General features: G+C 70.9%; 19 protein-coding genes and 1 tRNA gene. 12 read left to right on the plus strand and 8 right to left on the minus strand.

Annotated features, from left to right (window positions below; all coding sequences use genetic code 11):
- Complete coding sequence (locus tag ACQEU1_RS10495) at nucleotides 1-1,035, minus strand: aldo/keto reductase (protein WP_433211422.1); 1,035 nt, start codon at nucleotides 1,033-1,035, stop codon at nucleotides 1-3.
- 176 nt (nucleotides 1,036-1,211) lie between these two features.
- Here ACQEU1_RS10495 and ACQEU1_RS10500 point away from each other — a divergent pair, with 176 nt between their 5' ends.
- Nucleotides 1,212-1,601, plus strand: a complete 390-nt coding sequence (locus tag ACQEU1_RS10500; protein ID WP_433198797.1) for a MerR family transcriptional regulator — start codon at nucleotides 1,212-1,214, stop codon at nucleotides 1,599-1,601.
- A gap of 10 nt (nucleotides 1,602-1,611) precedes the next feature.
- Entirely contained in the window at nucleotides 1,612-2,283 is a 672-nt protein-coding gene (locus tag ACQEU1_RS10505) for an MOSC domain-containing protein (protein ID WP_433198799.1), read from the plus strand.
- Here the strand turns inward: ACQEU1_RS10505 and ACQEU1_RS10510 are convergent.
- On the minus strand, nucleotides 2,280-2,687 hold the full coding sequence (locus tag ACQEU1_RS10510) for a protein-tyrosine phosphatase family protein (RefSeq protein WP_433198801.1): 408 nt from the start codon (nucleotides 2,685-2,687) through the stop codon (nucleotides 2,280-2,282). The two genes, ACQEU1_RS10505 and ACQEU1_RS10510, sit on opposite strands and share 4 nt — an antisense overlap.
- Before the next feature lie 119 nt (nucleotides 2,688-2,806).
- On the opposite strand from ACQEU1_RS10510, the gene ACQEU1_RS10515 reads away from it, so the two are divergent.
- The 4 genes from ACQEU1_RS10515 to ACQEU1_RS10530 all read left to right on the plus strand — a co-directional run bounded on the left by ACQEU1_RS10515 (nucleotide 2,807) and on the right by ACQEU1_RS10530 (nucleotide 7,593).
- Nucleotides 2,807-3,016, plus strand: a complete 210-nt coding sequence (locus ACQEU1_RS10515) for a hypothetical protein (RefSeq protein WP_433198803.1) — start codon at nucleotides 2,807-2,809, stop codon at nucleotides 3,014-3,016.
- A gap of 1 nt (nucleotide 3,017) precedes the next feature.
- Entirely contained in the window at nucleotides 3,018-5,540 is a 2,523-nt protein-coding gene (locus tag ACQEU1_RS10520; RefSeq protein ID WP_433198805.1) for a histidine kinase, read from the plus strand.
- 23 nt (nucleotides 5,541-5,563) lie between these two features.
- Complete coding sequence (locus ACQEU1_RS10525) at nucleotides 5,564-6,217, plus strand: response regulator (RefSeq protein WP_433198807.1); 654 nt, start codon at nucleotides 5,564-5,566, stop codon at nucleotides 6,215-6,217.
- Nucleotides 6,218-6,294: 77 nt separating this feature from the next.
- Nucleotides 6,295-7,593 carry an NAD(P)/FAD-dependent oxidoreductase gene (locus ACQEU1_RS10530; protein ID WP_433198809.1) on the plus strand — a complete coding sequence of 433 codons (1,299 nt, stop codon included), beginning with the start codon at nucleotides 6,295-6,297 and terminating at the stop codon, nucleotides 7,591-7,593.
- A gap of 528 nt (nucleotides 7,594-8,121) precedes the next feature.
- Here the strand turns inward: ACQEU1_RS10530 and ACQEU1_RS10535 are convergent.
- On the minus strand, nucleotides 8,122-8,523 hold the full coding sequence (locus tag ACQEU1_RS10535; protein WP_433198811.1) for a VOC family protein: 402 nt from the start codon (nucleotides 8,521-8,523) through the stop codon (nucleotides 8,122-8,124).
- Between the two features lie 103 nt (nucleotides 8,524-8,626).
- On the opposite strand from ACQEU1_RS10535, the gene ACQEU1_RS10540 reads away from it, so the two are divergent.
- Nucleotides 8,627-9,592 (plus strand): helix-turn-helix transcriptional regulator, encoded by a 966-nt coding sequence (locus ACQEU1_RS10540; RefSeq protein WP_433198813.1) that lies wholly within the window; start codon nucleotides 8,627-8,629, stop codon nucleotides 9,590-9,592.
- Here ACQEU1_RS10540 and ACQEU1_RS10545 read toward each other — a convergent pair.
- On the minus strand, nucleotides 9,546-10,211 hold the full coding sequence (locus ACQEU1_RS10545) for a Clp protease N-terminal domain-containing protein (protein WP_433198815.1): 666 nt from the start codon (nucleotides 10,209-10,211) through the stop codon (nucleotides 9,546-9,548). The genes ACQEU1_RS10540 and ACQEU1_RS10545 overlap by 47 nt on opposite strands.
- A 93-nt stretch (nucleotides 10,212-10,304) precedes the next feature.
- On the opposite strand from ACQEU1_RS10545, the gene ACQEU1_RS10550 reads away from it, so the two are divergent.
- The 3 genes from ACQEU1_RS10550 to ACQEU1_RS10560 all read left to right on the plus strand — a co-directional run bounded on the left by ACQEU1_RS10550 (nucleotide 10,305) and on the right by ACQEU1_RS10560 (nucleotide 14,563).
- Complete coding sequence (locus tag ACQEU1_RS10550) at nucleotides 10,305-12,368, plus strand: serine/threonine-protein kinase (RefSeq protein ID WP_433198817.1); 2,064 nt, start codon at nucleotides 10,305-10,307, stop codon at nucleotides 12,366-12,368.
- 7 nt (nucleotides 12,369-12,375) lie between these two features.
- Nucleotides 12,376-13,113 carry an SDR family NAD(P)-dependent oxidoreductase gene (locus tag ACQEU1_RS10555; protein WP_433198819.1) on the plus strand — a complete coding sequence of 246 codons (738 nt, stop codon included), beginning with the start codon at nucleotides 12,376-12,378 and terminating at the stop codon, nucleotides 13,111-13,113.
- Nucleotides 13,114-13,225: 112 nt separating this feature from the next.
- The gene (locus tag ACQEU1_RS10560) at nucleotides 13,226-14,563 is read left to right on the plus strand and encodes a glycosyl hydrolase family 18 protein (protein WP_433198821.1); all 1,338 of its coding nucleotides are present in this window, start codon (nucleotides 13,226-13,228) and stop codon (nucleotides 14,561-14,563) included.
- Here the strand turns inward: ACQEU1_RS10560 and ACQEU1_RS10565 are convergent.
- Both ACQEU1_RS10565 and ACQEU1_RS10570 read right to left on the minus strand, forming a co-directional pair.
- Nucleotides 14,456-14,854: a DMT family transporter gene (locus ACQEU1_RS10565; protein ID WP_433198823.1), complete on the minus strand. Its 399-nt coding sequence runs from the start codon at nucleotides 14,852-14,854 to the stop codon at nucleotides 14,456-14,458. The genes ACQEU1_RS10560 and ACQEU1_RS10565 overlap by 108 nt on opposite strands.
- Nucleotides 14,855-15,169 carry a DMT family transporter gene (locus ACQEU1_RS10570; protein WP_433198825.1) on the minus strand — a complete coding sequence of 105 codons (315 nt, stop codon included), beginning with the start codon at nucleotides 15,167-15,169 and terminating at the stop codon, nucleotides 14,855-14,857.
- A gap of 51 nt (nucleotides 15,170-15,220) precedes the next feature.
- Here ACQEU1_RS10570 and ACQEU1_RS10575 point away from each other — a divergent pair, with 51 nt between their 5' ends.
- The gene (locus ACQEU1_RS10575) at nucleotides 15,221-16,114 is read left to right on the plus strand and encodes a 5'-nucleotidase (RefSeq protein ID WP_433198827.1); all 894 of its coding nucleotides are present in this window, start codon (nucleotides 15,221-15,223) and stop codon (nucleotides 16,112-16,114) included.
- A gap of 21 nt (nucleotides 16,115-16,135) precedes the next feature.
- Here the strand turns inward: ACQEU1_RS10575 and ACQEU1_RS10580 are convergent, their stop codons facing one another.
- Entirely contained in the window at nucleotides 16,136-21,601 is a 5,466-nt protein-coding gene (locus ACQEU1_RS10580) for a carboxyl transferase domain-containing protein (protein ID WP_433198829.1), read from the minus strand.
- Nucleotides 21,602-21,834: 233 nt separating this feature from the next.
- Nucleotides 21,835-21,915, minus strand: a tRNA-Tyr gene (locus tag ACQEU1_RS10585).
- A 202-nt stretch (nucleotides 21,916-22,117) separates the two neighbouring features.
- Between ACQEU1_RS10585 and ACQEU1_RS10590 the strand changes: the two genes are divergently transcribed.
- Nucleotides 22,118-24,679 carry an ATP-binding protein gene (locus ACQEU1_RS10590; RefSeq protein ID WP_433198831.1) on the plus strand — a complete coding sequence of 854 codons (2,562 nt, stop codon included), beginning with the start codon at nucleotides 22,118-22,120 and terminating at the stop codon, nucleotides 24,677-24,679.
- The last annotated feature ends 42 nt before the right edge of the window (nucleotides 24,680-24,721 follow it).

A 24,721-nucleotide genomic window follows, 5' to 3' on the forward strand; every position in this document is an offset into this window, starting at 1 on the left:
TCAGCGCTGATCGAGCGGCCTGCGCCGCTGGTGGACATCCGTCAGCGGCGCGGGCTTCCAGAACCCGTTGGGGTCGTAGGTGTCCACGCCCGGCGGCACGATCTCGTCGATCCGGTCCAGCACGTCGTCGGTCAGCACCAGCCCCGCGCCCTCCAGCAACGACTCCAGCTGCTCCATCGTGCGCGGCCCGGTGATCGCCGACGTCACCCCGGGGTGCGTCGTCGCGAACGCGATCGCGAGCGCGGGCAACGACACGCCCATCTCGTCGGCGAGCTTCGCGAACTGCTCCACCGCCTCGAACTTGGCCGCGTTGCGCTGCATCGACTCGTCGAACCGCTCGGGGTTCAGCGACGCCCGGAACGCCTCCGGCGACGCCCCCTTGCGGTGCTTGCCCGTCAGGAACCCACCACCGAGCGGGCTCCACACCAGCACCCCCATGCCGAGCCGTTGCGCCATCGGCAGCACGGCACGTTCGATCCCCCGCGCCAGCAACGAGTACGGCGGCTGCTCGGTGCGGAACCGCATGAGCCCGCGGTTCAGCGCCACGTGGTGCGCCTCGACGAGCTCGTCGGCACCGAACGTGGAGCAGCCGAACGCCCGGATCTTGCCCTCCCGCACCAGATCCGTGAGCGCCGACAACGTCTCCTCGACGTCGGTCGTGTAGTCCGGCCGGTGCACCTGGTAGACGTCGATCCAGTCGGTGCCGAGCCGCTTCAGGCTGGCCTCGACCGCGCTGACGATGTAACGACGCGAGTTGCCGCTGCGGTTGCGGCCCTCCCCCAGCGGGAAGTGGAACTTGGTGGCCAGCACGACGTCGTCGCGCCGGTCCTTCAGGGCCTTGCCGACGATCACCTCTGAGTCGCCCGCCGAGTACATGTCGGCGGTGTCGACGAAGTTGATGCCCGCGTCGAGGGCGCGGTGGATGATCCGCACGCCCTCGTCGTGGTCGTTGTTGGCGACAGAGCCGAACATCATGGCGCCGAGGCAGTGGTGGCTGACCTCGATGCCGGTTCCCCCGAGAACGCGATAGCGCATGTTCATGCGGCGAACCTATGAAGTAGAGCGGACTCTAGGTCAAGCGCAGGCGGCAACCGGACCCAGTTCGCGTGACAGTGGCTCCTCGCCCACGACGGGGAGTTCGCCGAGGCGGCGATGCGGGACCTGCGGCTGCGCCAGGCGTGCCTGGCCGGGCTGGACCTATGCTCGGACTCATGGGGCTGAGCATCGGACAGGTGGCCGAACGCACCGGACTGAGCGTGCACGCGCTGCGCTTCTACGAGAAGGAAGGCATCCTCGCGCACCAGGTCCACAGAGGACCGGGCGGCCGCCGCGTCTACACGCAGCAGGACGTCGAGTGGCTGCGCATGTGCATCATGCTGCGGATGTCCGGCATGCCCGTGCCGGAGATCCGCCGCTACACCGAGCTGGTGCGCCAGGGCGACGGCAACGAGCTGCAGCGCCTCGACATCCTGAAGGAGCACCAGGAGCGCGTCCAGCAGCAGATGGTGCAGCTGCAGGAGTGCCTCGACCTCATCACCTACAAGGTCGGCAAGTACGAGGACTACGTCAATTCGATCGCCACCAGGGCCGTCGGCCAATAATCTCGGGGCCATGCCCGTCGTGCTCTCGCTGAACGTCGCCCCGAAGGTGGTCCCGGTCGACTACGCCCGCGCGGGGGTCACCGGCATCGACAAACGTCCCGTCGCCGGTCCGCTGCTGGTCAGCCCCGTCGGGCCCAAGGGCGGAGCGGGCAGCGGGGTCGCGGGCGACGCGATCGGCGACTGGACCGTGCACGGCGGCGAGTACCAGGCGGTCTACGGCTACGCGCGCGAGGACCTCGACTGGTGGCAGGCCGAGCTCGGCACGGGCTTCGAGGCCGGGCAGTTCGGCGAGAACCTCACCACGCAGGGCATCGACCAGACGAACGCGCTGGTCGGCGAGCGGTGGCGGATCGGCACGGCGTTGCTGGAGGTCACCGGGCCGCGCATCCCGTGCCGGACGTTCGCCGAGTTCCTCCACCAGCGCGGCTGGGTGAAGCGGTTCACCCAGCAGGTGCGGCCCGGCGCGTACTTCCGCGTTCTGGAGGAAGGCCTGATCGGGCCGGGCGACGAGATCACCGTCGTGCACCGGCCCGACCACGACGTGACGGTCGCGCTGTTCTTCCGCGCCGTGACCACGGAGGCCGCGCTGCTGCCCCGGCTGCTCGACGCCGGCGACTCGGTGCCGCCGGAGGTCGTCGACCTGGTGCACAAGCGTTCCGTGGTCGAGCTCGACTCCCTCTAAACGAGCGGGAAGTTCCGCACCCACCTCTTCTGCCACGGCGTCTCCACCGCGCGCCGGTGGTAGTTCGCGCGCGTCCACGCCACCGCGTCGGCCGCCGGCACGCCCGCCAGCACGGCCAGGCACGAGATCACCGTGCCGGTCCTGCCGATTCCGCCACTGCACGCCACCTCGACCCGTTCGCCCGACAACGCGCGGGCGTGCAGCGCGCGGATCAGCGTGATCGCGGCCTGGTGGTCGCGCGGAAGGCGGAAGTCCGGCCAGTCGATCCAGTCGTGCGGCCACGGCACGTCGACCGGCTTCGGCTGGAGGTACACCCCGTACTGGGGATGCGGCTCCACGATCCTGCCGTCGCGCAGGCCACGCCCCGTGATCACCGCGCCGTCGGGTAGCTCGATCGTCTTCATGAAACGGTCCCCCGAACAGTCGTTCCGAACGCCGTCCGGTGATCTCGGAGGACCTGAACGTGGATTGCTCCGTTCGTACTAGTCTCGCCGAGTTCGCCGAAGAGTCGAAGGTGGTGGCGGTGCGACGGGGCGCCAGGAACGATCAACGGTTCACCGGGCTCACGATCCTCGCGGCCACGACCGGACTCGTCCTGTTTCTACCGCCTCTGCTGACCTCCGCGAACGGCGGGGGCACCATCGCGGGCGTGCCGCTGGTCGCCGCGTACCTGTTCGGCGCGTGGCTCGTGGTGATCGCGCTCGTCGCGGTGCTCGTCCGGTGGCTGGGCTGACGTGCTGCAGACCTGGTTCCTCGTCACGGTCTCCGTCGCGTACCTGGCCGTGCTGTTCGCGATCGCGTTCTACGGCGACCGCAGGGCCGACGCGGGACGCAGCATCGTCGGCCGCGGCACGATCTACGCGCTCTCCCTGGCCGTGTACGCGACGTCGTGGACCTACTACGGCAGCGTCGGGCGGGCGGCGTCCACGGGCGTGAGCTACCTGTCGATCTACCTCGGGCCGACGATCATGCTCGCCCTCGGCTGGCTGGTGCTGCGCCGGATCATCCACATCAGCCACCGGCACCGCATCACGAGCCTCGCCGACTTCGTGTCCGCGCGCTACGGCAAGAGCGCGCGCCTCGGTGCGCTGGTCGCGGCCATCGCCGTGGTGGGTGTCGTGCCGTACATCGCCTTGCAGCTCAAGGCGGTCTCCACGACGTTCGAGATCATCCGCCGTGCGCCCGCCATCACGCCGTCGTCCTCGCTCGGCCAGGTGCCGGTGCTGGAGGACACGGCGCTGTACGTGGCGTTGCTGCTGGCGGGCTTCACGATCCTGTTCGGCACCAGGCATCTCGACGCCACCGAACGGCACGAGGGCATGGTCACGGCGATCGCGTTCGAGTCCGTGGTGAAGCTGGTGGCGTTCGTCGCGGCGGGCATCGCCGTGACGTGGGGGCTGTACGACGGGTTCGGCGACCTGTTCGAGCAGGCTTCGCGGGCGGGTCACACGGAGCTGTTCACGCTCGGCGACTCGACCGGCACATGGGTGTGGCTGAACGTGTTGTCGCTCTTCGCGATCGTGCTGCTGCCGCGGCAGTGGCAGGTCGGCGTCGTGGAGAACGTCGACGAGCGGCACGTCAAGCAGGCGATGTGGATGACGCCGCTGTACATGCTGCTGATCAGCGTGTTCGTGCTGCCGATCGCGGCGGCGGGCCTGCTGCGCTTCGGGGACGGCGCGGAGGCGGACACGTTCGTGCTCACCGTCCCGATGGCCGCGGGCATGGACGCGTTGGCGCTGCTGGTGTTCGTGGGCGGGCTGAGCGCGGCGACCGGCATGATCATCGTGGAGACCGTGGCGCTGTCGACGATGGTGTCGAACTCGATCGTCGTGCCGGTGCTGCTGCGCCGCGGCTACTCCGGCAGGCTGGCGCGACTGATCCTGGTGACGCGGCGGCTGTCGATCGTCGCCGTGATGCTGCTCGGCTACGCGTACTTCCGGCTGGCGGGCGAGAGCGCGGCGCTGGTGTCGATGGGACTCGTGTCGTTCGCGGCCGTCGCCCAGTTCGCACCCGCGATCCTCGGCGGCCTGTACTGGAAGGGCGGTACGCGCGACGGCGTTGTGGCCGGGCTGGTCGCCGGGTTCGGCGTGTGGACGTACACGTTGCTGCTGCCCAACTTCGCGGCCACCGGGTGGGTGCCGACGGCGTTCCTCGAGCACGGGCCGTTCGGGATCTCGGCGCTGCGCCCGGAACACCTGCTCGGCGTGGCCGGCATGGACAACATCAGCCACGGCATGTTCTGGAGCATGCTCGTGAACGCGGGCTGCTACGTGGTGGTGTCGTTGCTCGGCCGTCCGCAGGCGCGCGAGCAGGCGCAGGCCGTGCTGTTCGTCGACGCTCTGGACGACCCCTCGCGTCCCCGGTTGTGGCGCAGCCGCGTGCCGGTGCGCGCGTTGTACGACGTGCTGGCGCGGTCGCTCGGACGCCGTGCCGCACTGAAGGCGTTGGGCGCCAACGACTTCTCGTCCGGCGAGGACGCGGACCCCGAGCTGGTGCACCACGTGGAGACCGTGCTGACCGGCGCCGTCGGTGCGGCGTCCGCGCGGATCATGCTCACCTCGGTCGCCGGCGAGGAGCAGCTCGGCGTGGAGGAGGTGATGGAGATGCTCGACGAGGCCTCGCAGGTCGCGGCCCTGGAGGAACGCCACCGCCTGGCGCGCGAGCTGCACGACTCGGTGTCGCAGGCGCTGTTCTCGATGACCCTGCACACCCGAGCCGTCGAACTGGCGTTGCAGAAGCAGGGCGGCGACCCCGACGGCCCGGTCGCACGCGGCATCACGTCGTTGCGCGGCCTCACCCGGGACGCGCTGGCCGAGATGCGCGCGTCCCTCTTCCAGCTCCGCCCCGACGGCCTGCGCGAGGACGGCCTGGCCGAGGCGATCCGCAAGCAGTCCGCCGCGATCGCCTCGCGTGAGGGCGTCGTCATCGCCGTCGAGGCACCCGGCTACCGGCTGGGTCTGGACGACCGCGCGGAGGCGGAGCTGTTCCGCGTCGTGCAGGAGGCCGTGCACAACGCCGTGAAGCACGCCGGCCCGCGCCGCATCTCGATCACGCTGCTGGACGAGGGTGGCGGCGTGGTCGTCGAGGTGGCCGACGACGGTGCCGGTTTCGACCCGGCCGCCGCGGACGGCATGGGTCTCGTCAGCATGCGGGAACGGATGAAGCGGATCGGTGGCGGCCTCGTCATCAACAGCGGCCCTGCCGGATCGACGGTCCGCGCGGTGCTGCCCCCGGCGACGGCAGGAGTGCGGCGTTGATCCCCTTTGCCCCCTTGGCCCCGGTGGACTCGTCGGTCCCCATCAGGGTGTTCCTCGTCGACGACCACGCGGTGGTGCGCAGCGGCATGCGGGCGTTCTTCGAGATGGTGGACGACATCGAGGTCGTCGGCGAGGCGGGCGACGGCGAAGCGGCACTGGCCGTGCTCGCCGGCCTGGACGAGCTTCCCGACGTGGTGCTGATGGACCTCCTGATGCCCCGCCTGGACGGCATCGGCGCCACTCGTGCCATCAAACAGCTCTACCCGCGGGTGCAGGTGGTCGCGCTGACGTCGTTCTCCGAGGCCGAACGCGTGCACGTGGCGCTGGAGGCGGGTGCGGCCGGCTACCTGCTGAAGGACGCCGAGGCGGACCAGGTGGGCGCGGCGGTGCGGGCGGCGACGCGCGGGCAGGTGCACCTCGACCCGGCCGTGGCGAGGACGCTCACCCGTTCCCTGGCGGGACCGGCCCGCACGTCCGCCGCGCTCACGCCGCGGGAACGGGAGATCCTCGTGCACGTGGCGCAGGGCAGGTCGAACCGGGACATCGCTTCGGAGCTGATGATCTCGGAACGGACGGCGCGCACGCACGTGTCGGCCGTGCTCGGCAAGCTGGGCCTGGAGTCGCGGACGCAGGCGGCGTTGTGGGCGGTGCGCGAGGGGCTGGTCAGCGACGCCTAGAAGGGGCCCGCGGGCTTGGTGAACACGGGACTCTTGGCGGGTTCGCCCGGGTCGGGGGTTCTGCCAGCATGGCCGCCATGTACTCCGACCGGGCGCTGGTCATCGGGGGCGGCTTCGCGGGACTGCTGGCCGCGCGGGTGCTGGCCGAGTCGTACGGCGACGTGGTGGTGGTCGAGCGCGAGGTGATCGGCCCCGGCTTCCGCGACGGGGTGCCCCAGGCGTGTCTGCTGTCCGAGCCGGTGATGGGCGTGGTGGATGCGCTCTTCCCACGCCTCGGGGTGGAACTGGAGGAGGGCGGCGCGGTCCGTGCCGATCTCGGGAGCGACCTGCTCGTGCGGCTGCCCGGCGGATGGGCGCCGCGGGAGTGGCTCGGGGTCGAGGTGCTGGCTGCGACGCGAGGCGCCGTGGAGCGCGCCGTCCGGCGACGGCTGGGCCGGCTGGCCAACGTGTCGCTCGTGGACGGCGTGGCGGTGGACGGCCTCCTGCACGACCGGGGAACCGTCACCGGCGTGCGGGGCTGGCGCGGGGACCGGCCGTTCACCGACTACGCGGACCTGGTGGTCGACGTGTCCGGCCGGGACGGCAAGCTCGTCTCGTGGCTCGCGGAACTGGGGGTGCGCTGCCCGGCGCCGGTGATCGTCAACGGGCAGGTCGCGACCGCGTCCCGCCTCTACGAGATCAACCGCGATCTGGGCCTGGACTGGAAGATCGCCTGTGAGGTCACCCGCGCGCCGACCGTCCGACGCGGCGCCGTGGTGTCCTCTGTGGACGGCCTGCGGTGGCTCGTCACGCTGGTGGGAGCCGACGGCGAGGTGCCGCCGCTGGACGAGGACGGGTTCCTGGAGTTCGCGGCGAGCCTGCGGTGCCAGGAGGTCGCGGAGATCATCAAAACGGCCACGCCGGCGTCGGAGATCCGGGGCGCGGTGAACCTGCGGAGCCGCTCGAACCGGTTCCAGCAGGTGGCGGACTGGCCGCGCGGACTGCTGGCGCTGGGCAACTCGGCGGTGTCGCTCAACCCGGTGCGCGGGCACGGCCTGACGCTGGCTGCGGCGAACTGCGCGGACCTGCGGGCCCTCGCACGCGAGCACGACCTCGCCCAGGAGCCGCTGATCTTCCAGCGCGCGGTCGCCAGAGCCGCCCGGATCCCCTGGCAGGCCACCACTTCGGCCGACCTCGGGTGGAGCGCGAAGAAGCTGCCGGTCAGAACTCGGGTGGCGCGGTGGTACGCCGAGCGCGTGGTGCGGGCGGTGCCGGGGAGCCGGCGGGTGCACCGCGCGTCGGTGCGGGTGGCGCAGCTCGTCGATCACCCGGCGCGGTTGCTGAGGCCGGGCGTGCTGGTCAGGGCGCTGGCGCGGGGAGGGCCGGACCGGGCGTAGCCAGGCGGACCGGGTGCAGCCAGGCGGACCGGGTGCAGCCAGGCGGACCGGGCGTAGCCAGGCGAGGCGGGCATGGGCGAGGCGGGCGTGGGCGAGCCGAGCGGACGGCGCAGGCGGGGCGGGTATAGCCAGGCGGGGCGGACGGCGCGAGTGGGACGGGCGCGCCGGGCTGGACGGGCGCGGCCAGGCAGGGCGGGCGGGCGGTAGGCGGCGCAGGGGGCGGGCATGGCCTGGCGGCACGATCGGCGCCAGGCGGAGCGGGCGCGGGCGGGCTGGGCGAACAGTGCAGGCGGGGCGGCGCGAGCGTGGCCGGCCCCAGGGGCGGGGGCGGCCGCGATCGGGTGAGGCAGCGGAGCCGGGCGAGGCGGGCATTGCTGGGCGGTCGGGTGGAATCAGGCTCGGCGGGCGTTGCCGGGCGAAGCCGAGGCGCGCGGCCGCTCAGATGCTCGACGCGATCCGCGCCGGGATGGGTCGCGTGCCACGCTGCTGCGCGCCACCACCCCCGGCGGATCGGTCGGCTGGCGCGCGTTACGGGCGGAGTCCCTCGACCACTGAGAGGTAGTGGGCGTTGGTCATGACGCCCAAGATGTTGCCGAACGGGTCTACTACCGACGCCGTCACGAAGCCCTCGCCGCGCACCCGCGGTTCGTCGTGGGGCTTGGCTCCCAGGTCGAGGAGCCTTGTCAGGGTGGCGTCCAGGTCGTCCACTGCCCAGTAGAGGATCTGGCCCGCCGGGCCGGCGGACGGGGTTACCTCGAAGCTGCGGTGCACGATGCCCAGTTCCGCCTGGAAGTCGCCCAGGCGGAACTCCACGTAGGCGAGCGTGCCGTCCGGGGTGCTTCGCGCGAAGTAGGCGTCCACGCCCAGGAACGACGCGTACCAGGCGCGTGCCTCGTTCAGGTCGTCGGCGAAGTAGGACACGGTCGACATGCCTCGCAACATCGGTGGCCTCCGGGGAAGGTTGGGCGTTGTGGTTTCAGCTTCGGCCGTAAAGTGCTCATCTTGTGAGCACTTTTCTCGGGAGACTGGGGACATGCGCGCCGATCGGTTAGTCGCCGTCCTGTTGTTGATGCAGGCCCGTGGCCGGGTCACGGCGGCGGAGCTCGCTGCTGAGTTGGAGGTGTCCAACGCGACCGCGCGGCGTGACCTCGAAGCCCTGTCTGCGGCGGGGGTACCTGTGTATCCCCAGGCGGGGAGGGGTGGGGGTTGGGCGCTTGTCGGTGGGGCCCGCACTGACCTGAGCGGGCTGACTTCTGCGGAGGCGCAGGCGTTGTTCCTGATCGCGGGGCCCGCGGCCACGGTTGCGCCCGAGATCAAGTCGGCGTTGCGCAAGCTGGTCAGGGCGTTGCCGCAGACGTTCCGGGCGGAGGCGGAGGCCGCCGCCGACTCGACGCTCGTCGACACGGCCGCGTGGGGTGAGGACACCCAGGACCGGCCGGCCCTGGTCAAGGGGCTGCAACAGGCCGTCGTCAAACAGGTTCGGGTGCGGCTGACCTACCAGAAGCGGGGCGAGGCGCCGAAAGGGCGTGAGGTCGACCCGTGGGGGCTCGTCGACAAGGACGGCACCTGGTACTTCATCGCCGGCACCGCGGACGGGCAGCGGACGTTCCGGCTCGATCGGATCCTGGGTATGACCCTCACTGGCACCCCATCGGAGCGGCCGGCGGACTTCACGCTGGCGGGCGCGTGGGACGAGGTCGTCACGGCCGTCGAGGGGAAGCGGTCGCAGACCGCGGCGACCGTGCTCGTACCGGCCAGGTACGTCAAGATCTTCCAGCACATGCACGGCCGCCACTGCACGGTCGTCGAAGACCTCGGTGAGGTGACGAAGGTCGAGCTCACCGCGCCGACGGCACTCGACATCGCCCGCAACGTCGCCGGGTGGGGCGGGCTGGTCGAGGTCGAGTCGCCGGACGTCCAGGCGCACCTCGCCCGCATCGGCGCCGAGCTCGTCAGGCGATACCCGCCTGCTGCTCCAGCCGCGTCAGCCGAGCCATGATCATCTCCAGCACCTTGGCCGCGTCCTGGCCCGCCTGCTGCTGCTTCTTCAGGTGGATGATGCCCGCGAGCGCCGTCTGGACGGCCCGGCGCGTGCCCTTCAGGTCGGCGCCCTGGTCGCGCAGCTCCTGACCGCCGGGGCCGTCCGGTTCGGCGAGGATGCCGAGCAGCAGGTGCTCGCAGCCCAGGTAGTTGTGGCCGAGCGCGATCGACTCCGTGACGGCTAGCTCCAGGGCGGCGGCCGCGTCGTCGGCGATACCGGTTTTCCGGCCCAGGTCCACGGGAATGAAAGTGGCGAGGCTGTTCGGGTCGATGTCGATCGCGCGGAGGACGTCGAGGGCCAGGTTCTCGCCCTCCCGCACGATGCCCGCGAGGAGGTGCGTGGTGCCGATCTTGACGCCCTGGGCGACCTCGCCGGCTATCTGGAGGGCTTTCCAGGCCCGTTCGGTGACCTGCGGGAAGTTCTCGCGTCTGAGATCGGTGACGGTGAGCCCCCTGATCGCGGCGATCCGCTTGACGGAGCCTTCGAGCGCACGCTGGCAGATCGCCGAGACGGGGATGTTCATGTCCTTCACGGACTCCGCCAGCTCGTCAGGGAGGTACACGTTGATTTTCGGCATAACCCCATATGTACCCCCATATAGGGTTACAGTCAACGGCGAACGCGGCAACCGTCACACTTGTGAGTGATCAGAGGGGACGGGTAAACCACCGTGGAGGAGAGCAGCAGGCTCATCGGGAGCCGCTACCAGTTGAAGCAGAAGGTCGGCCAAGGGGCGATGGGAGTCGTCTGGCAGGCCTACGACGAACAGCTCCACCGCGTCGTCGCCGCCAAGGAACTGCTCGCGCTGGACGGTCTCGACGACGCCAGAGTGGATCGCGCGAAGGCCAGAGCCATGCGCGAGGCCCGCCTCGCCGCCCGCCTGGAGCACCCGAACGCCATCCGCGTCTACGACGTCGTGGAGGAGGACGGCAGGCCCTGGCTGATCATGGAGTACCTCCCCTCCCGCAGCCTCGCCGCCGTGATCACCGAGCAGGGCACGCTGCCGCCGCGCGAGGTCGCCCGGATCGGGTGCTACACCGCCGCCGCATTGGCCGCCGCGCACCGCCACGGCATCCAGCACCGCGACGTGAAGCCCGGCAACGTGCTGATCGGCGACCAGGAAGTCAAGATCACCGACTTCGGCATCTCCCGCGCCACCGGTGACGCCGCCGCCACCGCGACCGGCACCGTCGGCACACCCGCCTTCTTCTCCCCCGAGGTCGCCCGCGGCGAGGACGCCGGTCTCCCCTCCGACGTGTTCTCGCTCGGTGCCACGCTCTACAACGCCGTCGAGGGCGGCCCGCCGTTCGGCACCGCCGACAACCACCTGGCGATGCTGCACCGCGTGGCCGGCGGCTCGATCATGCCGCCCGCGAACGCCGGTCCCCTGCTGTCGCCGGTGCTGTTCCGGCTGCTCGCGACGGATCCCGCGCGGCGGCCGAGCATGCAGGAGGCGGTGCACCTGCTGGCGGCCGTCGTGAACGAGACGCCGCAGGTGTCGGCGGCGACGGTGATCATCCCGGCGACGGTGCAGCTGCCGGTCGAGGCTCAGCCGGGCGCGAAGGCCGAGCAGGAGTCGGCGGCCGCGGCGGCGGGGCTGGTCGCGGGTGCCGCGGCGGCGGAGGCCGCCGGGTTGGTGAGCAGGCCCGGGCCAGGTGTGGACGCGGCGGCTGGATCCGCCGGCGGCGCGGCGGGCGAGTCCGCTGCGGCGGCTGGAGGCGGCGCGGGCACGGCCGGCACGGCTGATGGAGCGGGCACGGCAACCGCGGCGGATGGCACGGCCGCAGGCGAGTCCGTCGCGGCGGATGGAGCCGAAGCGGCAGCGGCCTCGGCGACCGGAACGGCCGCCGAGGTCGGGGCGAGCGCGGAGGTAGCGGCAGAGAAGCTCGCCGCCGAGCGCGTCGCCGCGGAGAAGGCGGCGGCCGACAAGGCCGCGGCAGACCAGGCCGCGGCCGAGAAGGCAACGGCCGAAAGGGCAGCGGCCGAGCGAGCGGCGGCCGAGAAGGCCGAAACCGACCGGGTAGCGGCCGAGCAGGCCGCCGCCGCACAGGCGGCCGCCGAGTCGGCACGGATCGCTGCGGCGGCAAAGGCGGCGCAGGCCGCCTCCACGCCGGTAACCCCAGTCGACACCCCACCCGTACCCCCGCAGGACGAGGAGCGGCGCAAGTTCCCGCTCGTCCCCATCCTCATCGCGCTGCTGGTGATCGCGGTCGGTGTCGGCTCGTTCCTGTTGTGGCCCAAGGGCGGCAGCAACGAGAACGCCCAGACGCCCAACACCGGCGGCCAGACCGGCAGCACCACGACCGGGCAGACCACGGGACAGACGACCGAGCAGTCGCAGCCCCAGCAGACGAGCAGCCAGGCCGAGCCCCCGGCAAACTCCGAGACGCAACCGCCGGCCAACACGCCGAGCCAGCCGCAGGCCCCCGCCGGCCCGAAGAACGCGCAGGAGGCGATCACCGCCTACTACGCGCTCATCCCCGGCAACCTGCAGGAGGGCTACTCCCTGCTCACGGACCGGTTCAAGGCGGCCCGCGCGCCGTCCTACGGGAACTACCAGTCGTGGTGGAGCCAGTACTCCGGCGTGCAGGTGTCGAACCCCGTGCCTCAGGGCGACAACGGCGTCACCGTGACGCTCACCTACCTGAAGGGCGGAGCCGTCGACCAGTCCGAGACGGCGACGTTCACCTTCGTACAGCAGAACGGCAAGTGGATGATCGACAGTCAGGCATGATCGTGGCATGACCCGACGCGCACTCGTCACCGGAGCGTCCCGCGGCATCGGCGCCGCGACCGCCCACGCACTCGCGGACAGCGGCCACCGGGTCGCCGTCCACTACCGCTCCGGGGCCGAGGAGGTGCAGGCCGTCTGCGAGAGCCTCCATGGCGACGGGCACGTGACCGTCCGGGGTGACCTCGGGAAGAACGAGGCCGAGCAGGTCGTGAACGAGACCGTCGAGAAGCTCGGCGGTCTCGACGTCCTCGTCAACAACGCGGGCGTGTACTTCTTCCACCCCATCTCCACGACGAGCTTCGAGGAGTGGCAGGACGCCTGGCGCCGCACGGTCGAGCTCAACCTGTACGGGCCCGCCGACCTCGCCTGGCACGCCGTCCGGCACATGACGGAGGGTGCCCGGATCATCAACGTCGGCTCGCGGGGTGCCTACCGGGGTGAGCCGGATGCCCCCGCGTACGGAGCGGCGAAGGCCGGGCTGCACGCGATGACCCAGTCGCTCGCGCAGTCCCTGGCGCCGCAGGGCATCGCGGTCGCGGCCGTCGCACCGGGGTTCGTCAACACCGAGATGGTCACCGACCTCATGGCGAGCCCGGCGGGTGACGCCATCCGCGCGCAGAGCCCGTTCGGGCGCGTGGCCGAGCCGGAAGAGGTCGCCGCGGCGGTCGCGTGGCTGGCCTCGGAGCAGGCGACCTGGGCCAGCGGCACGATCATGGATGTGAACGGCGCCTCCTACCTGCGGTGACGCGCCGACCGCAGACCGGAACGAGTTCCGGTCTCCAGTTGATCTTCCAGCAACCGGTCTAGACCACTAACGTCGCGGTGGGCGCTCGACGAAGTGGAAGGCCTCCCCTGCAATGCGTTCATTCCGCTCACGCCTCGGTGCCGCCGGCCTCGCGCTGGCCGCCGCCGCGGCGACTTTGACAGTCATGGCGCCTGCCGCGCAGGCCGCCTACCCGGCCGGGTTCAAGAGCGTCGGCTACATGCCGTCGTGGTCCGGCGACGTGAACACGCTTCCGTACAACAAGCTGACGCACATCAACTACTCGTTCGTGCTGCCGAACGGCAACGGCACGCTCCAGGGCGTGCCGGACCCCGGGAAGCTGCAGACGCTCGTGAGCCGCGGTCACGCCGCCGGCGTGAAGGTCTCGATCGCGATCGGTGGCTGGAACGACGGCAACGACTCGGCGTTCGAGCAGCTGGCCGGCAACGCCGGTTCGCGGACGACGTTCGTCAACAGCCTGGTCAACCTCGTCAACCAGTACAACCTCGACGGCGTTGACATGGACTGGGAGTACCCGGATCCCGGCCAGTCGGCGAACAACTACACGGCGATGATGCGCCAGCTCGGCACCGAGCTGCACAACCGCGGCAAGCTCCTCACCGCCGCGGTCGTCAGCGAGGGCGGCACGGCCAACGGCGTCCAGCCCGAGGTCTTCGGCATCGTCGACTGGCTGAACATCATGGCCTACGACGGTGGCAGCCCGCACGCGAACTACGACTGGTCGATCAACTCCGTGAACTTCTGGAAGGGCCGCGGGCTGCCTGCGAGCAAGGCCGTTCTGGGCGTTCCGTTCTACAGCCGGCCGACCTACATCTCCTACCGCGACCTGGTCGCGCAGGACCCGGCCAACGCCAACCGCGACTCGTACAACGGCAACTCCTACAACGGCTTGCCGACGATCCGTCGCAAGACGCAGTGGGCGCTGGCGAACGCGGGCGGCATCATGAACTGGGAGCTCTCCCAGGACACGACCGGCAGCACCAGCCTGCTCAACGCCATCTGGGAGACCGCCGGCAACGGCAACCCCCAGCCTCCGACCGGCGGCACCATCACCGGCTTCGGCGGCAAGTGCGTCGACGTGGCGGCGGCGAACTCCGCCAACGGCACCGCCGTGCAGCTCTACACGTGCAACGGCACCAACGCGCAGCAGTGGTCGCGCAACGGCAACACGTTGCGCGCCTTGGGCAAGTGCCTCGACGCGTCCGGCACCGCCAACGGCGCCGTGACGCAACTGTGGGACTGCACGGGTTCCGGCAACCAGAACTGGACGCTGGAGTCCAACGGCCAGCTGCGCAACGCGGCGTCAGGACGTTGTCTCGACGCCACCGGCAACAGCTCCGCCGACGGCACCCGCCTCCAGGTCTGGGACTGCTTCGCCAGTGCCAACCAGCGCTGGGCCATCAACGCCTGATCTCAGGAACTTCAGGCCGATGACGCAGGCGATGATCCCGGTGAGGAACACGATCTTCCACGCGGAGACCGTCTCCTCGCCGGTGATCATCGCCCACGTCACGGTCAGCCCGGCGCCGATGCCGACCCAGACGGCGTACGCGGTCCCGACCGGAATGCGCTTCATGCCGTAGGACAGCCCGACCATGCTCAGCGTCGCGGCCACCGCGAAGAGGACGTAGGCCTCTCTGGACAGAGCCGTCGCCCACACCGCTTCGAGCACCGCGCTTCCCAGCAACACGGCCCAGTACATCTAGCTCACCACCTTCAGGCCGACGACGCAGCCGACCAGCGCCATCAGCACCAGTGCGCGCTTGACGTCGAGCTTCTCCTCACCGCGCAGCACCGCGACGAGCACCGTGAGCACGGCTCCCACGCCGACCCACACCGCGTACGCCGTGCCGACCGGAATCTCCTGCATCGCCCATGCGAGGCCGAGCAGGCTCAACGTGATCGACACGGCGAACACCACCACCGGCCACGGCCGGCGGAAACCCTTCGACGCCGCGAGCGCCGTGGCCCACACGGCCTCCAGCACCCCGGACGCGATCAGCACCACCCAGTACATTGGTACGACCGTACCAGAAAAACCCGGGTCCGCCGTCTACGATCACGTGATGTGGCTCCCAGCCTGGAAAACCTGCTGGTCGTAGGCGTCGCGTCGAGCGCCCTGTTCGACCTGAGCACCTCCGATGCCGTGTTCGCGTCGGAGGGCAAAGAGGCCTACCGGGCCCACCAGGAAGCGCACCTCGCCGACCCGTTCGCGCCCGGCGTCGCGTTCCCGTTCCTGCGCCGCCTGCTCCAGCTCAACGCGCTGGCACCGCTGGTCGAGGTGATCGTGCTGTCGCGCAACTCCCCCGACACCGGCCTGCGGATCCTGCGCTCGGCCGCCCACCACGGCCTGACGATCAGCCGCGCGATCTTCACCGAGGGCCGCGCGCCACACGAGTTCATGCCCGCGCTGAACATGTCGCTCTTCCTGTCCGCCAACGAGAACGACGTCCGCAAGGCGACGCTCGCCGGAATGCCCGCGGGCCAGGTGCTCGCGTCGTCGTTCGAGGACGACGACGATCCGGCGCTGCGGATCGCGTTCGACTTCGACGGCGTGCTGGCCGACGACGCGTCCGAGCGGATCTACCAGGCCGGTGGGCTCGACGAGTTCCAGCAGCACGAGGCGTCCAACGTGGTCACGCCGCTGGATCCGGGGCCGTTGCGCAACTTCCTCGCGGGAGTGAACCGGATCCAGCAGGTCGCCGAGGACCGCGTCCGCGTCTCAGTCGTGACGGCGCGATCGGCGCCGGCGCACGAACGGGCGATCAACAGCCTCAAGGCGTGGGGGCTGACGGTGAACGACGCGTTCTTCCTGGGAGGGTTGAAGAAGGCGCCGATCCTGGACGTGCTGAAGCCGCACATCTTCTTCGACGACCAGCGCGGGCACCTGACGCAGACCGTGCCGTGCGTGCACGTGCCGTTCGGGGTGTCGAACGAGAAGAGCCCGGCCACCAAAGGGTGACCGGGCTCTGTCCCAGGAGAACTACTTCGCGAGGCCGTCCTCGATCGCCTTGATGATCGCGGGACGGAGCTCCGCCGCCGAGATGATCGCGTCGACCGCGCCCACCTCGACCGCGCGCTGCACGCTGTGCACCCGGTCGAACTCGGCCGCCATCTCGTTCAGCTTCTCGGTCCGGACGGACTGACGCGTCGAGGCGAGCTCGGCGGTCAGGGCCGCGCGTTCGGCGCCGGAGGCCTCGGCCACGGCGGACTCCAGCTTCTTCACGCGCGGGTCGTTGGCCGTGCGGCCGTCGACCTCGCGGGCGAACACCACGGCCGCGGCGGGGGCGCCGCCGATGACCGAGGCGAAGGAGCCCTCGACCGCGAGCACGGTCATGGACGGGTTCAGGGCCTTCGAGAAGACCACGAACGCGCCGCCGTGGTAGCGCGAGATCACGGTGAAGACGATCGGGCCGCGGAAGTTGACGATCGCGCGGCCGATCTCGGCGCCGTACTCGAGCTGCAGTTCGCGCATCGACTCCGGGGAGCCGTCGAAGCCGGACAGGTTCGCCAGCACCACGAGCGGCCTGTTGCCCGAGGCCGCGTTGATCGCGCGGGCCGCCTTCTTCGACGACTTCGGGAACAACGTGCCGGCGGTGTAGGTGTCCGGGCCGTCGGTGGGCGGGAAGCCGGTGCGGGCGACGCCGCGCGACTCGACACCCAGCAACGTCACGGGGATGCCGCCGAGGTGCACGTCCTGGACGACGGCGGTGTCGGCGTCGGCCATGCCGGCCCAGCGCTCCAGCACCTCGTGGTCCTGGTCCGAGAGCGCCCGCATCACGGTGCGGATGTCGAACGGCTTCTTGCGGTCCGGGTTCGACTCGAGCGAGAAGATCTCGCCGACCGTGGTGAACGGGCTGTCGCCGACCACGTGCGGGTACGACGAGACGTCGCGGAACGACGGGTCCGAAGTGGACACCCGGCGCGGGCCGGGCTCACCGGGAGCGATGTAGCTGTGCTCGTAGTGGGCCAGCAGGACGTCGAACGCCGACCGCAGGTTCGGGGCCCAGTACTGCGCCTGGCCGTTCGGGCCCATGACGCGGTCGTAGCCGCCGATGCCGTAGTTGTCCTCCGCCGAGACACCGCCGGAGAAGTCCAGGGCCTGCTTGCCGGTCAGCACCATCGCCGAGTCCGGGGTCATGACCAGGATGCCCTTGGTGTGCATGAGCATCGTGGCCTCGGCGTTCCAGTACGGCTGGGCGCCGACGTTGATGCCGTTGACGACGACGTTGATCTCGCCACCGTCCTGCGTGAACTCGACGATCCGCTTCAGAGCAGCCGCGACCCAGTCCATGTTCTCGACACCGGAGCTCATCGAGATCTTCGCGCCGGACGAGAGCGAGAACCACTCCAGCGGCACAGAGAGCGACTCTGCCAGGTCGATCGCGTGGATCACCCGCGAGCACTCGGGCTCGGCCAGCGCGCCCAGCGACTTGGTCGGGTCGCCCAGCAGCACCACGCGCTTCATGCCCTCGGGGTACGCCGGGGTCGGCGTGGTCACCACACCGACGACGATGCCCGCCTTGTTGCCACCGCGCGGGCGGTCGACCGGCACCAGGGCGCCGTCGACGAGGTCGTGCTCCACGAAGGAACCGCCGTCGCCGACGAGCATGTCGACCAGCTCGTACGGGTAGATCGTGCCGCGGGACTGCGCGCGCAGCACGTTCTGGCGGTAGTCGTCGAGCGGCTGGATCGGCTCGGTCGGCGGCTGCACGAACGAGAAGCGCACGCCGGCGCCCGCGTCGTTCGCGATCCGCACACCGATGTCGGAGAGCTCACCGGTCACCGGGTCGCGGCGGCGCGCCAGGAACAGGACCTCTTCCAGGTCGAGTCCGGCGGTCGTGGGCAGCACGCGCTGACCGATCGCGTCCAGGTCCTTCGACCCGAGCTCGGTCGGCGGCCACGCGTAGAGCACCACGCGGTTGGTGGCGAGACGCGTGCGGCCACCGGACTGCGCACGGGCCCGGCGGATGCCGTCCAGGCAGGTCGCCAGCACGTCCTCGGCGGCGGGCAGGGCGACGATGCGGCCCTCGTCGTCGCGCAACGGCGTCAGGTCGCGGATCTGACCCAGGGCGACGAGGCGTTCGTCGGACTTGTTCGCCTTCGCCACGGCGCGGAAGAGGTACACGTCCTCGTCCACGGACTTGAGCCGCGTGAGGTCGAACTCGCGCAGCCGTTCGAGCTGCATGCGTTCGGCGATGCGCGGGTGGAGCCCGCGCACCAGCCTCTCCTCGGCGAACCCGTTGGAAGACGGGCGGAACGTGAAGTGGTGGTGCATCGACTCGCCGAGACGGCCGGCCACCGTGGTGGTGACGCGGGTGATCGTCGGCGGCAGCTGGTGCGCGGCGAGCGCCGAGCCCAGGGCCGCGGCCATCTCGTCCTGGTCGGACGGTCCGTCGGTCCACTTGACGTAGAGGTCCGCGACGACCGCGCTGCCGTTGCCGTGCTTGACGACCTCGCCGACGGCCTCGGTCAGCGACGCGAACTCCACCGCCGTCGAGATCAGGCGGGTCTGCTCCGGGGCGTTCTCCGCGAGGAAGAACGCACCCTCGACGCGCGGGGTCTCCAGCGCCTTCTTGGTGTAGTAGCGGCGGGCCAGCACCTCCAGCAACGGGGTGTTGTCCGCGCCGGGCTTGCCGATGCGCTGACCGAGCAGGCGCACCAGCGGTTCAGCCGACGCCACCATCGCCACGATCCGCTCCTCGCGGTCGGCGGCGGCGGGCTGCCCGTCCAGGTAGATCAGGTGCTTGCGGACCTCGGTGTGCACGCGGGCACGGGTGCGGCGCACCAGCGGCTGCGCGAACCAGGTGAACACGACGCTGCGGGCGAGGTCGGCCACCGCCGGGTAACGGACCTGCGTCGCGGCGATGATGTGTTCCAGCACCAGGCCGATCTGGACCCGCTCGGCCTCGACCGGCGGCGCCTCCTGCACCCACTGGCGCAGCACGGTCGTCGCCACGGCCGCGTCGAACACGCCGCGGCGCAACGCCACGAAGATCCGGAAGACGGCCTGCTCCAGCTCGGGCGTGCGGTCGAGCTCGGCGATGCCGTAGTGGCCGATCACGCTCTGCAGACGGGCCCGGAAGCCCTCCGGCAGCGCAGCACGGTCCGCGTCCAGCGTCTTGAGGTAGGTGTGGAAGTGCTCGCGCGGAGAGTGGATGTGGTTCTCCGGCTTGGTCTCTTCACCGGCCGGGCGGTTGCGCGAGAGGTCGCACAGGTCGGCGAAGATGCCGAGCAGCTTCGCCTCCTGGACGAGCGGCCGCTCATCCAGGTCCTGCCGGGCGCCCATGTAGTTCTTGAGCACGCGGTCGGTCTCGCCGGCGGTGGTGTCGAAGCCCAGCAACAGGTTGCGCAGGTCGTCGAGACCGTCCGCGACGAGCTCCTCCGGCCGCACACCGGTGCGCGGCGCGGGCAGTTCGAGCTCGACGGACGACTCGGACTTGGCGACCTCTTCCGTGCCGGCCTCGTCCTCGATCTCTTCCAGCTTGAGCAGCGCGCCACCGGCGGGGACCTGGGTGCCGACGACGACGTTCAGTTCCTTGAGACGAGCGCGGAACGGCGCGCGCAGCACCGTCTCCATCTTCATCGCCTCGAGCACGAGAACGGGCGCGCCGGCCTCGACCTCGGCGCCGACCGCGAGCGGGGTGGCGACGACGAGCGCGGGCATCGGCGAGCGCAGGACACCGCCCTCGTCGCGGGTGACGCGGTGCGTGACGCCGTCGACCTCGACCTGGTGGACGGGGCCGTGCGTGCCGGTGACGACGCGGAACCGGGAGCCGTTGACCGTGATCTGGCCGACGTGGTGGTCGAACCGCTCGACGTCGACGTCACCGGTCAGCACCGTGTCGGAGTCCGCGGCGGACACGCCGACGCGGTAGCTCGTGGCACCGACGCGGGCGACGTTCACGACGTACGGCTGGCCGCGCAGCACGAACTCGAGCTTGACCGCGCCCTCGTGGTTCGTGCGCGGCTGACCGCCCCGCGCGGAGGCGAGCAGCTCGGAGCGGTTGATCTGCTCCTCGTCCTCGTAGACCTCGATGCCGGCCGCGGCCAGCGCGATCGCCGAGTGGCGGTGCGAGATCAGGCCGCCGTCGGCGCGGACGCGGTCGATCCACGACGTGTCGGCGCTGCCGTCGATCACGGCGGGCTCGTCCAGCAGGTCGAGCACGAAGCTCTTGTTGGTCGTGCCGCCCTCGATGATGACCGTCGTCTCGGCCATCGCGCGGCGCAGCTTGCCCAGCGCCTCGTCGCGGTCGCGGCCGTACGCGATGATCTTCGCGATCATCGAGTCGAAGTCGGCGGGGATCTGCGACCCCTCCGCGACACCGGTGTCGACGCGGATGCCCGGGCCGGCCGGGAGCTCCAGACGAACGATCGTGCCGGGGCACGGCGCGAAGTCGCGGTCCGGGTCCTCGGCGTTCAGCCGCGCCTCGACGGCGTGACCGAGCTCGACGGGCTTCTCGCCCTCCAGCTTGCCGCCACCTGCGACGTGCAGCTGCGCCTTGACCAGGTCGAAGCTCGTGGTGATCTCGGTGATCGGGTGCTCGACCTGCAGGCGCGTGTTGACCTCGAGGAACGCGAAGAGCTTCTCACCGGGGTGGTAGAGGAACTCGACGGTGCACGCGCCGCGGTAGCCCACCGCGTTCGCGAGCCGCTCGGCCGAGGACTTCAGCTCGTCGACCTGGTGCTGTTCCAGCACGCACGAAGCCGACTCCTCGATGATCTTCTGATTGCGCCGCTGCACCGAGCAGTCGCGCACGCCCAGCGCCCACGCCGTGCCCTGGCCGTCGGCGATGACCTGCACCTCGACGTGCCGGGCACCGGTGACGAGGCGCTCCAGGAACATCACGCCGGAGCCGAACGCGCGTGCGGCCTCCATGCTGGTGCGGTCGAAGTTCTCTTCCATCTCCTCGGGAGACGTGATCTTCCGGATACCCCGGCCACCACCACCAGCGGTCGCCTTGAGCATCAACGGGTAGGTGACCTCCTCGGCCACCTTCAAGGCGTGCTCGAGGTTGTCGACCGCACCGCGCGACCACGGCGCGACCGGGACCCCGACCTCCTCGGCGATCAGCTTCGAGCCGATCTTGTCACCGAGCTTGCGCATCGCCTCGGCGGACGGGCCGACGAACGTGACCCCGACCTTCTCGCACAGCTCTGCGAACTCGGGGATCTCGGCGACGAAGCCCCAGCCGACCCACGCGGCGTCGGCCTTCGTCTCGACGAGGGCGGTCTCCAGCACCTCCAGGTTGAGGTAGGGACGATCCGCCGCCAGACCGAGGTTGTAGGCGAGGTCGGCTTCCCTCACAAAGGGCGCCGACTTGTCGACATCGGTGTACAGGGCAACGGTCTCGATCCGTTCCCCTGACTCGGCGGCGAGCTCACGGACGGCGTGGATCAGCCGCATTGCGGCTTCCCCGCGGTTGACGATCGCTACACGACTGAACAACGACTTGGCTCCTCGCGGACATACGACCTCAGCGGCAAACGCCGCCCAATCGGTGTACACACTCTCGTCTACTACCCGGTAGGAAAACCGCTAGATCGAAGCGAGTTGAGCAGCGTGGTTTGTATAGAACCAACAAGCCACCAGGTCCTCGGCACAGTCTCGCTTGAGCCCGTGTCCTAGCTCACCACGCGGGGTGGCGGGGTGATCACGTGCGGGATTGGCCCGCACACCGGTGGTGGAGGTCGGAGTCGAACCGACTTCGCACGAGGCTCCCGTTTTACAGACGGGCGGGGCTCCACAGCCCCCTCTCCACCCTGGTCCAGCGCAAGAAAAAACCGCCCTGCCCGTGCTGCACGGGAGGGCGGCTCTCGACGTCGGCGACGCGTCAGAGCGTCACGACGGAGAGCCTGAGCTGGGCGGATAGCTGCGCATGCGGACCAGCCTGCCCGATCCCCGCGCCGGCCCGCGACCGATTTATCACCGAAACGTGCCCGGCGGCGGGCGCGATATCCAGGCGTGCAGGTCGTCGGACGCGCGAGAGAGCTCGCCGCGGCACGGTCGTGGCTCGCGGCGGACACCGGACGGCTGGTGCTCTGCGGCGGCGAGCCGGGCATCGGCAAGACGCGGCTGGCCCAGGAGCTGGCCGGGCACGCGCTGGCGCTCGGCCGCCAGGTGGTGTGGGGGCACTGCGTCGAGACCGCCGGGGCGCCCGCGTTCTGGCCGTGGCGGCAGGTGCTGAAGGGGGTCGGCGCCGATCCGGACGTGGTGCTCGCCCACGACGCCGAGGTGCCGCAGGACCGGTTCCGGGTGTTCGACGCGGTCGCCACGGCACTCGACCGCGACGGGCTGGTCGTGGTCCTGGAGGACGTGCACTGGGCCGACGAGGCCTCGTTGCTGGTGCTCGCCCACCTCGCCACGGCGCCGCGCGGGCTGCTGTTCGCGACGTTCCGCGACCCGTGCACCGCGGTCGCGGACCTGATGCGCTCGGCCGAGCGGATCGACCTGCACGGGCTGTCCGAGGCCGAGGTGGCGCTGCTGGCCGGGGATGGGCACGCTGCCACGATCATGGAGCTGACCGGCGGGAACCCGTTGTTCGTCACAGAGATCGCGCGGGCGATCGCGGACGGCACGTGGCGGGCCGACCAGCCGCCGCGCAGCGTCCGGGACGTCGTCACCGCACGGCTCGCGCGGTTGCCGCACGACACCCGCGAGCTGGTCAGGACGGCCGCGCTGATCGGCCGCGACTTCGACCTCGACCTGGCGGCGAGAGCCTCGGGGCTGCCGATCGGCGCACTGGACGAGGCGGCGTCGCTCATCGACGCGACCGGGCACCGGTTCACCCACGCGCTGACCCGCGACGCCGTCGAGGCGTCCCTCTCCCCCGCCGACCGGCGCGCGCGGCACCGCCGGATCGCCGAGGCGATGACGGACAGCACGCACTACGCCGACGTGGCACGGCACTGGCACGCCTGCGGTGAGCACGGCGAAGCTCGCGTGTGGACGGTCCGCGCCGCGCGGGACGCCGTGACCCGGCTCGCTTACGAGGAGGGCGTGCGCCTCTACCGCGCGGCGGCGTCCATCGAGGACAGTCACGACGTCCAGGTGGCGCTGGGCAGGGCGGCCTACTTCGCCGGGGACCTCGCGGGGTGCGTCGCGGCCGCCCAGCGCGCCGCCGAGCTCGCGGAGACGCCCGAGCAGGTCGCGGAGGCCGCGCTGGTGCTCGAGGCCGCACCCGGCGCGGGCGTCAACGCGATCGCGACCCCGTTGTGCGACAACGCTCTGCGGCACGACGTCAGCGCACCGACCCGGGCCCGGCTGCTCGCCCAGCGCAGCCATCTCGCGTTCTACCAAGGCGAACAGCACCGGCTCGACGACCTCAGCCGGGAAGCGCTCAGGCTGGCCAGAGGGGACGACCGGGCGCTCGCGGAAGCGTTGCACGCCAGGCAGGAAGCCTGTCCGGGGCCGTCCGGGCGCGCCGAACGGCTGGAGCTCGCCACCGAGATGATCGCGCTCGCCCACCGCACGCACAGCCCGCGCGGCGCGATGTGGGGGTCGCTGTGGCGGGTGCACGCGTTGGTCGAGAGCGGTGAACTCGCTGCCGCGCAGGAAGAACTACCTGCTCTCGCGAGAGCCTGCGAACGCGTCGGTGGCCAGGTCCCGCTGTGGCACCTCGACGTCGTGACGGCGTGCATCGCGCAGGCGCAGGGCCGGTTCGCGGAGGCACAGGAGATCGGACGCCGAGCCTACGACCGGATGCGGGTGATCGAACGCGAACCGGCGTCCGGCGCGTACTTCGCCCTGCAGTGCGGGCTCTCCTGCCACCTGCAGCCCACCGCGGACGGGCTCGCGCTGGCCAGGCACTTCCACGACCCGCCGCCGCGGTTCCGGCTGATGTCGAAGCTGACGCGGGCGTTCCTGTTGCTGCGCGCAGGACTGAGGGACGAGGCCCTGGAGTTCTACCGGCGCTCCGGGCCGATCGCCGAGTGGGACCTGCCCGCGTTCTTCGTGCTGCCCGGCCTGGTCGACGCCGTGCTGGTGACGTCGGGGCTCGGCCTGACCGGTGACCTGCGGCTGATCCTGCCGCGGCTCGCGGAGTTCCGGGGCGAGCACGCGGCGGGCAACGGCGTCGCGTACATGGGCCCGGTGACGCTCGCCCTGGGACGTGGTCACCTGGCCCTCGGCGAGCACGAACAGGCGATCACCGACCTCACCACCGCCGTCGACGAGGCCTCCAGAGCGGGCGCCCCGGCGTTCGCCGCCGAGGCCCGCTGGCACCTCGCGGCCGCGTTGCGCGCCACCGGCCAGGACGCCGACGCCGTGCAACGCGCCGCCGACCACACGATCCGCGCGCTGGGCATGACCGCGTTCAGCACGACCGAGCTCAGCAGCCGCGAGCACGAGGTCGCCACGCTCGTCGCCCAGGGCCTGACCAACCGCCAGATCGCCCGCCGGCTGGTGATCTCCGAGCGGACCGCCCAGAACCACGTCCAGCACGTCCTCACCAAGCTCGGCTTCCGCACCCGCAGCCAGATCGCGGCGTGGATGAGTACCGCACCGAGTACTCCGGCGGATGGCTGACCAGCGCGAACTTCCTAGGTTGGGTCCCACACCCTGACCGAG

This window comes from Lentzea sp. CA-135723, assembly GCF_050936595.1.
In the GTDB taxonomy this organism is placed as follows: domain Bacteria; phylum Actinomycetota; class Actinomycetes; order Mycobacteriales; family Pseudonocardiaceae; genus Lentzea.